This is a genomic window from Bacillus canaveralius (assembly GCF_002860125.1).
Classification (GTDB): domain Bacteria; phylum Bacillota; class Bacilli; order Bacillales; family Cytobacillaceae; genus Bacillus_BJ; species Bacillus_BJ canaveralius.
Map to the genome: position 1 here is coordinate 40,926 of NZ_PGVA01000057.1, position 15,200 is coordinate 56,125.

Annotated in this window: 12 protein-coding genes; 6 read left to right on the forward strand and 6 right to left on the reverse strand. The window is 44.4% G+C overall.

Annotated elements, in window-relative coordinates:
- Window positions 1–247 precede the first annotated feature (247 nt).
- Together pepV and CU635_RS19370 are read right to left on the reverse strand one after the other, a co-directional pair.
- A complete protein-coding gene (pepV, locus tag CU635_RS19365; protein ID WP_101579020.1) occupies window positions 248–1,663 on the reverse strand; it encodes a dipeptidase PepV in 1,416 nt (471 codons plus the stop codon).
- 143 nt (window positions 1,664–1,806) lie between these two features.
- Window positions 1,807–2,346: a DUF3231 family protein gene (locus tag CU635_RS19370; RefSeq protein ID WP_101579021.1), complete on the reverse strand. Its 540-nt coding sequence runs from the start codon at window positions 2,344–2,346 to the stop codon at window positions 1,807–1,809.
- Window positions 2,347–2,796: 450 nt separating this feature from the next.
- On the opposite strand from CU635_RS19370, the gene CU635_RS19375 reads away from it, so the two are divergent.
- The gene (locus CU635_RS19375) at window positions 2,797–3,018 is read left to right on the forward strand and encodes a DeoR family transcriptional regulator (protein ID WP_101579035.1); all 222 of its coding nucleotides are present in this window, start codon (window positions 2,797–2,799) and stop codon (window positions 3,016–3,018) included.
- Window positions 3,019–3,134: 116 nt separating this feature from the next.
- Here CU635_RS19375 and CU635_RS19380 read toward each other — a convergent pair whose 3' ends face one another.
- From CU635_RS19380 to CU635_RS19395, 4 genes are all read right to left on the reverse strand, one after another.
- Complete coding sequence (locus tag CU635_RS19380) at window positions 3,135–4,274, reverse strand: dihydrolipoamide acetyltransferase family protein (RefSeq protein ID WP_101579022.1); 1,140 nt, start codon at window positions 4,272–4,274, stop codon at window positions 3,135–3,137.
- Window positions 4,275–4,289: 15 nt separating this feature from the next.
- Window positions 4,290–5,312: an alpha-ketoacid dehydrogenase subunit beta gene (locus CU635_RS19385; protein ID WP_101579023.1), complete on the reverse strand. Its 1,023-nt coding sequence runs from the start codon at window positions 5,310–5,312 to the stop codon at window positions 4,290–4,292.
- Window positions 5,313–5,342: 30 nt separating this feature from the next.
- The gene (locus tag CU635_RS19390) at window positions 5,343–6,299 is read right to left on the reverse strand and encodes a thiamine pyrophosphate-dependent dehydrogenase E1 component subunit alpha (protein ID WP_101579036.1); all 957 of its coding nucleotides are present in this window, start codon (window positions 6,297–6,299) and stop codon (window positions 5,343–5,345) included.
- A gap of 758 nt (window positions 6,300–7,057) precedes the next feature.
- Complete coding sequence (locus tag CU635_RS19395; RefSeq protein WP_101579024.1) at window positions 7,058–9,004, reverse strand: sigma-54-dependent Fis family transcriptional regulator; 1,947 nt, start codon at window positions 9,002–9,004, stop codon at window positions 7,058–7,060.
- Between the two features lie 284 nt (window positions 9,005–9,288).
- Between CU635_RS19395 and CU635_RS19400 the strand changes: the two genes are divergently transcribed.
- From CU635_RS19400 to CU635_RS19420, 5 genes are all read left to right on the forward strand, one after another.
- Complete coding sequence (locus CU635_RS19400) at window positions 9,289–10,842, forward strand: spore germination protein (protein ID WP_101579037.1); 1,554 nt, start codon at window positions 9,289–9,291, stop codon at window positions 10,840–10,842.
- Window positions 10,843–10,865: 23 nt separating this feature from the next.
- On the forward strand, window positions 10,866–12,038 hold the full coding sequence (locus CU635_RS19405; RefSeq protein WP_101579025.1) for a Ger(x)C family spore germination protein: 1,173 nt from the start codon (window positions 10,866–10,868) through the stop codon (window positions 12,036–12,038).
- On the forward strand, window positions 12,031–12,249 hold the full coding sequence (locus tag CU635_RS19410) for a hypothetical protein (protein WP_101579026.1): 219 nt from the start codon (window positions 12,031–12,033) through the stop codon (window positions 12,247–12,249). Before CU635_RS19405 ends, CU635_RS19410 begins: the two co-directional genes overlap by 8 nt.
- A 13-nt stretch (window positions 12,250–12,262) precedes the next feature.
- Window positions 12,263–13,336, forward strand: a complete 1,074-nt coding sequence (locus tag CU635_RS19415; RefSeq protein WP_101579027.1) for a GerAB/ArcD/ProY family transporter — start codon at window positions 12,263–12,265, stop codon at window positions 13,334–13,336.
- Between the two features lie 169 nt (window positions 13,337–13,505).
- On the forward strand, window positions 13,506–15,173 hold the full coding sequence (locus tag CU635_RS19420; protein ID WP_101579028.1) for a spore germination protein: 1,668 nt from the start codon (window positions 13,506–13,508) through the stop codon (window positions 15,171–15,173).
- The last annotated feature ends 27 nt before the right edge of the window (window positions 15,174–15,200 follow it).

Here is a 15,200-nt window from a genome sequence, read left to right on the forward strand (position 1 = left end):
GAGGCAACCGAAAATAATTAAGCGGAAATCAGCGGGAATTAAGCGAAAATCCCTCTGATTTAAGCGAAAAAAACAGGAATTAAGCGAAAACTGGCTTTTATTAAGCGAAACGATTTTTTTCTGCTGATAATAAAAAGGGACTGATACCCCGGAAGTAATTTCCGATCCGTATCAGGCCCTTTTTTGTGTTTTCATTAAAAGCATATTGACTCAGGGCTGGCCGCTCTTTTTTGAGAACTCGGCTTATTTAGCGGGCCAACTCATAAATGGCCTGAGCATAAATCGCCGTTGCTTTCAGTAGGTCATCAATATTAATATGTTCATCCTTTTGATGTGCACAGTCCGGACGGCCCGGAAAGAGCGGTCCAAAAGCTACTCCGGATTTCAAGGAACGTGCATAGGTGCCGCCACCGATTGATAGCAATTCGGGTTTTTCGCCAGTTTGCTGTTCATACACTTTCTTTAATGTTTGCACAAGGAAATTGGATTCCTCGACATGATGCGGCTTCGAGTCGGAAAAATTCTCGATAACAAAGCCTTCCTCCTCAAGCAGCTCTGCGAGTATTGCTTTCGTTTTCTCCATTTTCAACGTAACCGGGTAGCGAAGATTCAAGCCAAGTCTTCCGCCTTCTTCATGGCTGTAAAACAGTTTCCCCGTATTGATCGTTAAATCTCCGGTAATCTCGTCGGAATAGGCAATGCCGAGCCCACGGCCGCGCGATTCTTTACAAAAATATTTTGAAACAAACGCGAAAAATTGCTGGGACTTGGCATCTGTCTCAAGCTGGCAAAGAAAAGCCGCCAGCAGCAGCCCGGCATTTTTTCCTTTGTCAGGCTCCATCCCATGAGCAGATTCCCCTTCCAATTCGAGGATCAGTTCACCGTTATCGACATAGTATTTTCCTTCAAGCTCGTTTTTCTTTAAGTACTCCGTAAAGCGCTGCAGTACTTCTGTTTGATCGTATGGAACGGACAAGGACGCCTTTGCAAAGTCCGGAACCATATTGTATCTTCTGCCTGATTGGAAATTGTTCACCTGGATTCTTGACTCGTCTTCTACTGTTTGAGCCGCCTTCTGAACAAGATCAAAATCGGCTATTCCTTTTTCCGCATAGATGATCGGGAAATCAGCATCTGGAGCAAAGCCCATCGTTGGCATTTCCTCATGCTTAAAATAATGCTCTACACAGCGCCACTCACTCTCTTCGTCTGTCCCGATGATCATCCTGACCCGCTTATTTAAAGGAAAACCAAGCTCCTTAACAATTTTCATAGCATAATAGGCCGCCATCGTCGGACCTTTGTCATCGATAGCGCCACGGGCATAAATTTTCCCATCGCGAATTTCCGCTCCATATGGGTCGCTTGTCCAGCCATCCCCTTCCGGCACAACATCAACATGGCAGAGCACGCCGACAATCTCTTCACCCTCGCCAAGCTCAAGATGACCAGCGAGATTGCCAACATTCTTTGTAACAAATCCATCTTTGTCGCCAAGATCGAGCATAAACTGCAGAGCTTCTTTCACGCCTTCACCAAGCGGAGCGTCAGCTGTAGCATTTTCCTCATCAAGCAAGCTTTTAATGCGAAGCAAATTTTGTGTATCATCAATCAATTCATCTTTACGGCTTACCGCCTCTTTTAGCCAATCAATTGGTTTCATCGCTTTGAAAAATCCTCCTAGAACTTTAGTACGATTTCTCCAACAATGTGGAAAATTTTTTGTCTGCCTTTATTATAAAGCTTTTTTTGAAAACTTTGTTGCTATGTAAACATAAAACAAAAGACCGCGCTTGCGCAGTCTTTTCACTTATGTCTCTCCTGGTTATAGAATGGCGGTGTTTTCAACCAGCCTTTATCCTCCATCATTTTCTTAAATGAAACAGAATAGGCGACCTTCATCATTTGGTATTTCAAAAACATATAAGCAACGTCCACTCTTACAGCTTCCGTCATGCCTCTGACGGCTGCAGTGATTCCGACGACTAGATTGTAGGCGAGAAAGTTTGCGATTTCTTCGTCGTTCATCTTTGCTCCGTCCGGGATGCTGCGGTAATCTCCAACGTTTTTTTCTGGAGTTGTGTCCGGCAGCGGGACACCCTCCTTCAGGAAAAACTCTTCCAGCTCCTTGACCATCGGCCTATGCACATCATTGATAGCCTCGTCAAGCTTCTTTTTTAGGTCTTCATCCTGGCAAGTGTTGCGGGAAATTTCATCGCCCCGCAGCGTTTGCTTCGTACCGATCAAATAAAACCATAAATTCATCACTTCCCCGACATGGAGGGGCTTCATCTCTTTATCTGTGAATTGCTCAAAAGCATCCTTGGTGAGTTGAAAGAAATTCATGCCGCTGATTCCTCCTGGACATTGTTTCCTTTAACTTCCCCATTCCTCTTCTAATTATCCCCATGATTTTATGGTATTAAGAAGCCATAAGTTGCATCTATTTATTTTTCTTAATTTTCGTTTAATTTATCATAATAAGCCTGTTTTCGACCATAGTTTATAATAACAAGGCTGAAAGGAGTGATGCTTCATTTGGTTTTGCAAATAAACAAGTTTTACACACTGAAAAAGTAAATATTTTGTGAACTTTTTTATAAAGCTAGAAATTATCAGATTTTATGGGTAAAATAATAATAGTACAGGTATATACATCTTGGATTTACTCACGAAGGAATAAAAAGGAGTGTCTGGGGAAAAGAAAATTACATATCATTTGGAGACATGTTCCTAATAGAATCTGTCGGTCGCAGGAAGTGCCACTGGTTTGAAAAAAGGATAGGGAGTGGTTTTTTGAAACCTTCAACTAACCGAATGTTGAACCGCATCAAGTCCATCTACATGTTTATTCGGAACAATGGAACTGTAACAACTCAGGACCTTGTAGAGGAATTTGGTATCACACCTCGAACCATCCAAAGAGACTTGAACGTCCTCGCCTATAATGACTTAGTCACAAGCCCAAGTCGCGGCAAATGGACCACTACGCAAAAGAAAGTGAAAATGACCTCTTAAAAACAAAAAATAGGAACAACCGAGCAGGGGTGGCCAGGATATGGCCACCCCTTCCACATCGCTTTCACAATAGACAATTAAACAGAGACTGCCCCAGGGACAGCCTCACAGTCTATCTATTTTGCCAAAACCTCTTCCAATAGTTCAGCAGGCTCTTCCAGGCAACGAATCACGGTTTGCAGAAATCTCGCTGCCGGTGCTCCGTCAATGGCGCGGTGGTCGAATGTTAAGCTTAATGGCAACCTTTTTCGCTCGGCTGGTTGGCCGACTTTTAAAATAAGGTCTGTTTCGATTTTGCCTGCACCAAGAATAGCAGCCTCGGGCCGGTTAATGATTGGCGTAAAAAATTGAATGCCGAAGCTGCCTAGGTTGGTAACCGTGAAGCTGGCACCTGACAGTTCCTCAGTTGAAAGCCTGTTATGTTTTGCTTTTTCCACAAGCTGGCTGATCCGTTCTTTTAACTCTATTAAACTTAATTCATCTGCATTCCTGACAACCGGTACAAATAACCCTTGCTCTGTATCGACGGCAACACCCAAATGAACCTTAACGTATTGGTGAATTTGATCTTCATGCACATGGGCATTTATTTCCGGGTGCGCACTTAATGACTTGACTACCGCAAATAACAGAAGATCATTCCATGAAGGGCTGTCCTGGATGCGGTTTCGTTCTTGATCCAACAACGTCACATCTGCCCACGCTGTTTCCGTTAATTGGGCCGTTTCCTGCAGGCTGTCAGACATCCTTCTTGCAATTGTTTTCCTGACTCCGCTGAATGGAACAGCTGTGTATTCAGAACTATCCTCTTGTGAACTTGCCTGGCGAACATCCTCTTCAGTTGGCTGCCCGTTTCGTCCGGTCCCCTTTACTGACGCCAAATCGACGCCAAGCTCCCGGGCCAGGCGGCGGACCCGCGGCGACGCCCTGACAAACTGTGGATCTGCCGCTTCAGCAGCACTCATTTTTGGCGGCTCTTCCCCTGCCGGATCAGTTTGCTCCACATCGACGGAAATCTCTGCAGCCGTTTCAATTTTAGCAAGCACATCGCCTACGCCAGCTACCTCTCCCCGCGGAACGAGGATTTCTTTCAGTACCCCGCTTTCTTCGGCTTCTATTTCAAAGACAGCTTTTTCTGTCTGCACCTCCACGAGTACATCGCCCTCTTTGACAGGATCCCCTTCTGATTTATGCCAGAAAACGATGACACTTTCCAAATCCTCCTCGGATGTTTGCGGCAGCTTTACTTCAAACATGGTGACAACCTCCTGTTATTGTTCATTTACAAGTTTCATAGCCTCTTGAAAAATCTTTTCTGCATTCGGAAGCACAAATTGCTCCAATGGACGGCTGTATGGAATCGGGACATCTGGAATGGCGATGCGCTTAACCGGTGCGTCCATATCATACAATGCTTCTTCGGCCACAATCGCAGACACTTCCGCGGTTACCCCGTAAGATAAATAATCCTCATCGACGACGATCAGCCGGTGTGTTTTTCGAACCGATGTTAATAACGTCTCTTTGTCGATTGGAGCAAGTGACCGCAAGTCAATCACTTCCGCATTAATGCCTTCTTTTGCAAGCCTTTCCGCAGCTTCCAGCGCGTAGTGCATCGTCATTTGCAAGCCGACAATCGTGACGTCTTTTCCTTCACGAACAACATTCGCCTTGTCCAATGGAACGGTGTAGGCTTCTTCCGGTACATGTGAAATCGAAGCGTCGAGCTGATCCATCCAGCCAAGTCCCTGTAGTGTTTTATGGAACATAAACACAACCGGGTTATCATCCCTGATTGCTGAAATCATCATCCCTTTCAAATCGTACGGAGTCGATGGGGCGACTACCTTCATGCCTGGAAGATGGGCGAATGTCGCATATAATGTTTGCGAGTGCTGCGCCGCGTCGTTGTAGCCTCCGCCCACAGCGGTCATTAATACCATCGGGAGCTTTACATTGCCGCCAGACATGTATTGAATTTTCGCCATATGATTATAGATTTGGTCCATGCAAACACCAAAAAAGTCAACAAACATCAGCTCGGCAATCGGGCGCATTCCTTCAGCGGCTGCACCTATTGCCGCACCGATAAACGCTGTTTCCGAAATGGGTGTATCCATAACCCGTTCCGCGCCAAACTTTTCAAATAATCCTTGAGCCGAGCCAAAAATTCCCCCATATTTGCCAACGTCTTCACCTAACACAAACACATTTGGATCCCTGTCCATTTCCAAGGCAATTGCTTCAGCCATCGCTTTATTTCCTGTTAACATCCGCGTTTTTAGCGTTTCCATCTGAAATCCCCTTTCCTTTGCTTCAATTGGTTATTTTGAGAACACATCCGCCAGTGCATCTTCCGGTTTCGGGTACTCGCTTTCCTTTGCGAAAGCATATGCCTCATCGACTTCTTGCTTTGCTCTTGATTCCAGTTCTTCTATTTCTTCTGCGGTTGCGATTCCTTCCAGCAGCAATTCTTTTACTTTAACGATCGGATCGATTTTACGGAGATTTGGCACTTCTTCCATATCGCGATAAAGCTCCGGATCCCCCTGAAAATGGCCGAGATGGCGGTGCGTTTCGATTTCAATGATCGTTGGACCCTGGCCATTTCTCGCCCGCTTAATTGCTTGTTCCGATACACGATACATTTCAATCGGGTCGTTGTTCCGGACATAGGCACCGGCAATTCCATAAGCCGCTGCCCGTTTATCATTGGATTCAACAGCGGTTGAAGCGCGTTTCGGGACGGAGATTCCATATGCATTGTCTTCAACAACGACGATTAACGGCAATTTCCAAACCGCCGCCAGATTCAGGGATTCATGAAAGCCTCCGGCATTGGCTGCTCCTTCGCCGACAAAGGCAACGGCTACCCAGTTCTTTCCCTTTTTCTTGGCGGCCAGTGCAGCCCCGACAGCATGGGGAATACCGGCAGCAATAATTCCTCCGCACGAGAATTTAACCTCGGGGTCAAATAAATGCATATGACCGCCTTTTCCTTTGCCAAGTCCGGTAATCTTTCCAAACATCTCAGCCGTCATTTTTTTTAAATTTACACCCTTCGCGATCGCATGATGGTGCGGACGATGCGGGGACGTCACGGTATCCTCCTTGTTAAGATGAGCACAAATTCCAACGGCAGCCGGCTCTTGTCCCGTACTTAGGTGCATTTCCCCCGGAACAGGCCCTGCCCCAATATTGAAAACCGGTTTTTTCCCTTCGTTATAAGCCTCGACCATCGTATCTTCGTAATAGCGGCTTTTGACCATTGTTTCGTACATCCACTTCAGCTTCTCAACAGGAATACTAACTTTTTCACTTGTTAATGACACTTTAGTTCCTCCTTTTTTAAAAATACTCCCAACTATTTCGATGCAAGTTTCATGCCAAAAATGAAAACGCTTTCTTTATTGGTTGACAAAACGAGAGACTGTCCCGTTTTGGAACAGCTGCACCCTTGTTAATGGGACAGTGTTGCAAAACGGGACAGTTTTTACGAAAGTTATCTGAGCGGCGATGCGGCCATCCGGATGAAGGTGTGCCTTTTACCGCGTACCGCAAGAATCTCGTGCTTATGCAGATGTTGATCCGATAATGGTCGACAGTGCCTTTTACCGGGTACCGCAAGAATCTCTTGTTTCAAAATCTTTTTTGCCGATTATCTGAAAATCAGGCTCCCTGCGATCCAGGATTCTGTTCATTTTTATACCTCTTCGGCCGTGTTTTCCTCAACTTTTCCAGACTTATCGTCAACTTCGGCTATTTTATCGTCAACTTCCAGACTTATCTCCAACTTCGCACAAGTTATCGTCAACTTTTCCAGACTTATCGTCAACTTCGGTTATTTTATCGTCGACTTCCAGACTTATCTCCAACTTCGCACAAGTTATCGTCAACTTTTTAGACATATCATCAACTTCGGCTATTTTATCGTCAACTTCCAGACTTATCTCCAACTTCGTACAAGTTATCGTCAACTTTTCCAGACTTATCGTCAACTTTCAATATATATCATCAATTTCGCCCATGTTATCATTTCTTAGCGAATATTGTACCGTTCCATTTGCCGATACAGCGTGCTTCTGGAAATGCCTAAATATTTGGCTGCTTTACTGAAATTTCCGTTGTACTTTGTGATCGAATCCATTAACGCCTGCTTTTTTAATTCATCCTTTCTCGGTAACAATAAACGGGGATTTTCAGGCAAGCTGTGCAGTCCGGTTATTTCTTCCGGAAACAAATCAGCGGTAAGGTCCCTTCCGGAAGATTTCACAATCGCCCGTTCCAATATATTTTGCAGCTCGCGAACATTTCCAGGCCATTGATATTTTGTTAATAAATCCATCACTTCGTTTCGGATCGCCGGGATACTTTTCTGCAAACCGTAGGCTAGCTGGCTTGAAAAATGATGGACTAAGAGCGGGATATCGTCTTTGCGTTCCCGCAGACTGGTCATCGTAATCGGCATGACGTTCAATCGGAAATACAAGTCCTCGCGGAAGTTGCCTTTTTGGACTTCCTGCTTTAAGTTTTTGTTCGTGGCAGCGATAATCCGGACATTGACAGGCACTACTTTGAAACCGCCGATTCTGACCACCTCGCGATTTTGTAACACGCGCAGCAGGAGAACCTGCATCTCTAATGACATTTCGCCAATTTCATCTAAAAAAAGCGTCCCGCCGTCAGCCAGCTCAAACTTCCCGGCACTGCCACCTTTTCTGGCTCCTGTAAATGCTCCTTCCACATACCCGAACAGCTCACTGCCAAGCAAATCTCTTGGAATCCCGCCACAATTAATGGCGAGAAACGGATTTTGCCTGCGGCTGCTCTCATTGTGGATCGCTTGTGCCAGAAGATCCTTTCCCGTTCCGCTTTCCCCCATGATCAGCACAGTTGATGCCGATTGGGCGGCCAGCTTTGCCTCGTGCAGACAATCGAGAAAGCGCTCATTTTCTCCAATCATCTCATTAAAAGTAACCTTTGCCTGATTCCCTGATACATGATTGACAAACAGGCGAACCTTTTTGATTTCTTTCACCGTTACAAGCGAACCGATGACTTGGAGTCCCCTGATAATCGGCTTCGCATTGAACAATACGGACAGATGGACGCCGTTTTTGCGAATTCGCAGCTTTATTTCCCTGTCAACAACCTCCTGGCTCAGCAACAGGAAGCTTTCGATTGTTCTATTTTCAAAGACATTCGTCAGCTTTACACCTTCAATTTCATCTGGATGTAAGTGAAGCATCTTCTGGAGCGTTTTATTCGTTTTAATAATCGTTCCTTTTTCGTTGATAATGATGATTCCATCGCTCAGTGTGTTCGTTGTCTCCTCAAGATAGCTTTTCATCAGTTCATTCTTTTCAATTTTTTCTTTTAACTGCAGTTCATTCTCGATCGCCTTTGCCGTCGAGACGACCATCCCGAGCGTATGGGGATGGACTTTTTCAAACGGCCCCGACATATTTAAAACACCTACTAATTGGCCGTTACCCTCGTAAATCGGAGAAGCCGAGCATGTCCATGATTGGGTGGCGATTGTATAGTGCTGATAGGAAAAAATTTGGATCGGCGTCCCGACTTTGATGGCTGTACCGATCGCATTCGTTCCCATCACCTCTTCGCTCCAATTCGCCCCTTCAACGAACTGAATTTTTTCCGCAGCGATTAATGGATCCCTATCGCCAATCACCTTTAATAAGTAACCGCTTTCATCGCAGAGAATGACAAGAAATCCCGATCCTTTTACAAGTGAGTAAAGGGTGTTCATGAGCGGGAGTGAAATTTGGATTAATTCTCTCTTCTTTTCTACCAACAACTTTAATTCATGCTCAGATAATTTTTCCTTGCCGGTGGCTTGATACGGATCTACCTTGTTCATTTTCGACCGTAACCAGGAACTCTTGACGATCGGATCTAAATCGCAATGCAGCCTCGCATCTTTCACAAACATCTCCCACATGTGGTGCAGCTCTTTCTCCTTCATGCCATTTCCCCCCAATATATTTAGCTTTAGACCAGAAAATTCAATGGAAATTCAAGAAAAAATGGTACATGTAATTGCTCTAACTACTTCTGTTCTAGTACGCTCTTTTCCTTCAAAAAATTAATCGGAAATTCCACCTGTTACAAGGGTCCCAGCATGTCCGCTTTTTTAAATAAACACCTTAAAAATTCCGCTTCTGCTTTAATTAGGCTATTTACATATATTTGCTAACCTGCGGATACATTAATTCCTATCATGGTTTTTAAGGGAAGTGAGACAGTATGATGAAACTAGACAGAAAGAAGAAAGTAACGGAAAGGGATTTTACGGAGATTTTACAACAGGAAAATCCCGCAAGTTCTATCGAAGAGAAGGTCTCCACCACCCTTAAAGAAAATATCGATTTATTAAAGGTGCTTTTTCAGGACTGCTCCGATGTTGTTTATCGAGACATTGCTATAAAACAGTCTTTAAAAGGATTGGTTATTTACATCGATGGAATGGTGAATGCAAAAGCGATTGCAGACAACATGATCGAACATTTAATTTATAAGTATACAAGGGTCACGCCTGCTGATGATCTCCCTGGTACGGTTGAAAACAATGTGTCGTATCCGAGCGTTACCAAAACAAATAAATATCAGGATATTCTTTCATCCGTCCTGTCCGGTAATGCTGCCCTTTTTGTCGAAGGCCATTCTGACGCCTTGCTTATATCCGTTCGGGAGGGGACTCGCAGGGGCGTGGAGGAACCTGCAACAGAGGCGTCGATTCGCGGACCGAGAGAAGGATTTACGGAGAATTTACGGACAAATACGGCTCTCGTTCGATTCAGGTTGAAATCCACTAAATTAAAAATGGAAGCAATGGTACTGGGAAAACAAACCCAGACCAACATTGTTCTTAGTTACATAGACGGAATCATTCCCCCTAACGTTCTGGATGATGTAAAAAAACGCTTAAACAGGATTGAAATCGACAGTATTCTTGAATCTGGATATATTGAGGAACTTATTGAGGATAATCCTTATTCACCTTTTCCCCAGCTGCAGTATACGGAACGGCCCGATTCTGTAGCCGGGCAGCTGCTAGAAGGCAGTTTTGCGATTTTCGTCGACAATACACCTTTTGTGTTGGTCGGCCCGATCACATTTTGGCAAATGCTGCATGCAAGCGAGGATTATTATGAAAGATTTTATGCTTCAAACTTCATTCGTTGGTTGAGATATTTTTTCTTAATGGTGGCGCTTTTCACACCTGCTCTTTATATAGCCGTGATTACCTACCACCATGATATGCTTCCAACCACATTAATACTGAGTATAGCGGCAGCGCGGGAGGCTATCCCTTTTCCTGCTGTTGTGGAAGCATTAATTATGGAGGTAGCGTTTGAAGCACTAAGGGAAGCAAGTGTGAGGCTGCCAAAAACGATCGGACAAGCGGTAAGTATTCTCGGAGCCCTCGTCATCGGCCAGGCAGCTGTCGAGGCGGGAATTGTATCCGCTCCGATGGTGATCATTGTTTCGTTAACAGGTATTGCCTCTTTTACGATACCAAGATTCAATTTTGCGATCGCTATCCGTTTAATGAGATTCCCGCTTATGATACTGGCCGCTGCATTTGGTTTATATGGAATAGTTATCGGTTCCACTATTTTAATCACTCATTTATGCCAGCTCAATTCATTCGGCGTTCCTTACTTTTCCGGAATAGCTCCACTAAGAAAAAACGAAGTGAAAGATATCCTTGTCAGGGCACCGTGGTGGAGAATGTTTTCGAGGCCGTCAACCTATGCACGGCATAACCTAAAACGCATGCAGGAGGATAACAACTCCTGACTCAATGAGAAAGGTGACGGTAAATGAAACTTAAAAAGCTTCGCTATTTCGTACTTGCTTCAGTCCTGCTAACTTTGACCGGATGCTGGGACCGCCAGGAAATCAACGATGTCGCGTTTGTGATGGGAACAGCTATTGATAAATCTGACAAGCAATATAGATCGACGGTTCAGGTTGCATTGCCAGGACAGCTTGGCGGGGCTGGCAGCAAGGGGGGCGGCGGCGGTACAAGCGGTGGAAAATCGTATTTGATGCAATCAACTGAAGGAAAAAACATTCGGGAGATTAATAATCAACAACAGAGATCCAACCCAAGAGAGCTTAACTTTGCGCATAGACGGTTGATTTTGGTTGGAGAAGAAATGGCGCGTTCCGGAATAGAGCCAATCATCGATGTATTAGGAAGGATTCCACAAAACCGGTTATCGGCCTTAATGATTGTGACCAGGGGGGAGGCCAAAAAAATACTGGAAACAGACGTTCCTATGGAGAATTTTCCGTCTGAAGCCATACGTGAATTAGCGTTAACAGCAATGAAGGAACCCAGATCACTCAAGCATGTAGTCAATATTATGATTGCAGATGGCGTCGATCTCGCTCTCCCATATGCAGTTGCCGATAAAAACCAAAAGAAACTGATAAAGATGGAGGGCCTGGCTGTTTTTAAAAATAATAAATTGGTGGGATTTTTAAAATCGAATCAAGCCACAGGTGCTCTCTTGGCCATGGGAGAAGCACAACAGCCTGAAATAATCGTTCGCCCTCCCGCAGGAGTCGACGAGATCGTGACGCAAATACAAGAATATACAGTCGACGTAAAACCCATTGTGAAGAGAGACAAAATCACAATGGAAATGTCGATCAAGGGTAGAGGGGTGGTAGTTGAAAATGAATCGAATTACGATATTGACTCAGAGACGAATATTATCGCGTTAGAGCAGAAGCTCAACAAAGAAATAAAAGACAACATTTTGAAGTCGATGGATCGCTTACAGCATGAATATAAGGCTGATGTTGTAGGATTTGGACAACTCATTTATAACGAAAAACCGGCTGAATGGAAGAAAATCGAAAACAGGTGGGGAGAGATCTATCCAGAAGTGGAGGTTGCCGTAAAACCTGATATTCATATCGAAAACGTCGGAGCTGTCATTACTCCTTTAGGCAGAAAGGAGAGTCATTTGATAAATGATTAGACACATCTTAGCTGTTAGCATTGTCGTTATTATCATCTTATTACTTGAACGGAAAAACCTTAAGAAGGCGACAAAAATAACTCGGACAATCACGATTGGTATACTTCTAATCAGCGCCGCACTCCAAGTATATATCCTGAATAATCCGGACCATGTTAATCCTTCCATGTGGCTTCATTTTTTATTAGAACCGTTCGATCCTATTTCATAAGGAGCAGATTACTGTGAATAAAATCTCGCATCATCAAGTGATCTTAATGGGCGCAACGTTTATTTTAAGTGCAACCTTGGTAACCGTACCTGCCCAGGCGGCTGTTTATGCCCGCCAGCATACTTATTTAGCGCTCATCGTTGCCAGCTTGATTATTTTGCCACCGGTTTTCTTAATGTCGAAGGTTGCCGCCAGATTTCCCGGGCAAAATATATTCCAGGCCTTAGCAGAGAGATTTTCATTACTCGGCAAAATTATTATCGGTTTCTACGTATTGTTTTTTTTTCTAATTCTTGTCCGCGATATAAGAATGCTGATGGATTTTGTTGATATTGTTTTACTGCCTGATACACCGATCTTTATTTCCGCCATCCTGTTAATACTCGCGGTCTGGTATATCGGTCGCGGTGGCGTTGAAGCAATGGGCAGGTTTACAGAAGTTTATTTTCCTGTAATGACGATGTCCGTCTTGTTTATTCCACTTCTGCTGGCAAGGGAGTTTGACCCAATTCTGATCATGCCCTATAAAGAAATAAATCTGCCAGGTGTTTTAAAAGGGTCCTGGTTCTTTGTCGCATATTTGGGTGAAGTAATCGCGGTTTTTTTTCTATTTTCCCATATCACCTTCCGCGTGCGCTACGGCATATTCTCCCTTTTAATCGGGACAGGAATGCTGTTTATATTAGTGTTGTCATCACAGCTAATCCTTGGAACAAACATGCTGCCGAGGTTGTTTTACCCCAGCTATGAACTTGTCCGGCACTTGAAGGTAACCGATTTCCTTGATCGATTTGACCTTCCGCTTGTTGGGATATGGATGCCTACGATCATCGCAAAAATAGCCTACAGCTTATATATTGTATGCTACGGTATTCAAACAATCATCCCGGATACATCCTCGAAAATGCTAACCACTCCATTCGCCGCTCTTGCATATGTGTGCTCCTTTTTGTTTTTTAGGGATACTGTGCAGCTTATGAATTTAAATAAAACTTGGCCGGTCTTTGCGCTCATATTTGAACTTGCACTTCCGATCCTTCTCTTCTTTATATTAAAACCAGAGAAGGAACAGGGGTTAAACGCATAAAAGATTCTTCATATCTTTGCTTCCGTGTTCGTATTCGCAGGAAGTCGCCAAATAATAGTGCACGCTCCTGCCCATAACAGGGTTGCCGAACTTCGGCAGCTCTTTTTTTGCTTGGTTGAAAAGTTTAGCTAGCCACTAAGAAGTATGAAAGATTCGCATTAAGAACATAATGGGTAATAATGACTATGCAGAGGCGGGGAGATTCTTGAGATCTTTCAAAAATACCATCAGAAAAATAATAAAACTTTCCTCCACTGCAAAAAAAGATCCGACCGGGCCGAATCAAAAGGAGCCACTGAAATCGAGTATTCAAGAAAATATCCAGTTTGTGAAAAATGCGGTTGGCAATAGTTCGGATGTAACAATACGGCAAATTCGCATCGGCAATAAAGCCAATATCCGCGCTGCCGTGCTTTATACCGATGGCCTGGCCGATGCCAAAGCTATTAATAATTTCATTATGGAATCATTATTGCTAGATATGAGGCGATCGGAACTAGATCAAAAGATTTCCGCCAACCCAAATACCGCCTTGCAACTGTTAAAAGAACAAGCACTTGCAGTAGGTGGAATTAAGGAAGTGACTGATTTTGAAACTCTGCTTACCGCTATTTTATCAGGAGATACTGTCATCTTAATCGATGGGACTGCCAAGGGTCTGATCGTCGCGATAAGAGGATGGTCACAGCGGGGTGTACAAGAGCCATCGTCTCAAACCGTTATTCGCGGACCAAGGGAAGGATTTACGGAAACCATTCGAAATAATACGATGTTAATCAGACGAAGAATTAAAGATCCCAGCCTTTGGCTGGAAACATTCGAAATCGGTCGAGTCACAAAAACGGAAGTATCGATCATGTATATCAATGGTATTGTCAATGACAAGGTGCTTAATGAGGTCCGCGAACGGCTTAATCGCATTGATATCGATGGGATTTTGGAAACCGGTTATATTGAGGAACTGATTGAAGATGAAACCTATACCCCTTTTCCTACAGTTTATAATACCGAAAGACCTGATGTAGTGGCCGCAGGACTTCTAGAAGGGCGTATTGCGATTTTAGTGGATGGGACTCCATTTGTTTTATTGGTTCCCGCCATTTTCGGGCAATTTCTGCAAGCTGCGGAAGATTACTATCAACGCTGGGATATCGGAAGTTTGATCCGGTTTTTGCGGTATACTTCTTTAGCCATTTCCATGATCGCGCCGTCGCTATACATTGCGGTAACTACCTTTCATCAAGAGATGCTCCCCGCCCCGCTGTTGATCAATTTAGCGGCGCAAAGAGAGGGAGTGCCTTTTCCGGCGTTTGTGGAAGCGCTGATGATGGAAGTCACGTTTGAAATTTTACGGGAGGCAGGAGTCAGAATGCCGAGAGCGATTGGGCAAGCGGTATCGATTGTCGGAGCTCTGGTTATTGGCCAGGCAGCAGTGGAAGCCGGAATTATTTCCGCCGCCATGGTCATCGTCGTTGCGATCACTGCGATTTCGAGTTTTGTGTTGCCTGCTTTTAATATGGCCATCTCGGTTCGAATGTTGCGTTTTGGTTTGATGATTCTTGCCGCATCATTTGGCTTATTCGGCATTACGATTGGGATCATGGCCATTGTCCTGCACCTATGCAGTTTGCGCTCTTTCGGCATCCCGTATATGTCGCCGTTCGGCCCGTTAATTCCTGCAGATCAAAAGGACATGATATTCCGTGTACCGATCTGGGGGATGTTTTCGCGTCCGCGCTTAATAAGCCAGAAAAACGTGATTCGCGAACAAAATTCCCCTACCGGCAAACCTGAGGGGAAAGGTAGTGTAAAAAGTTCTATGAAAACTCGGCTTTGAGGGTTCCGTTCTGCCACAAAACAGATG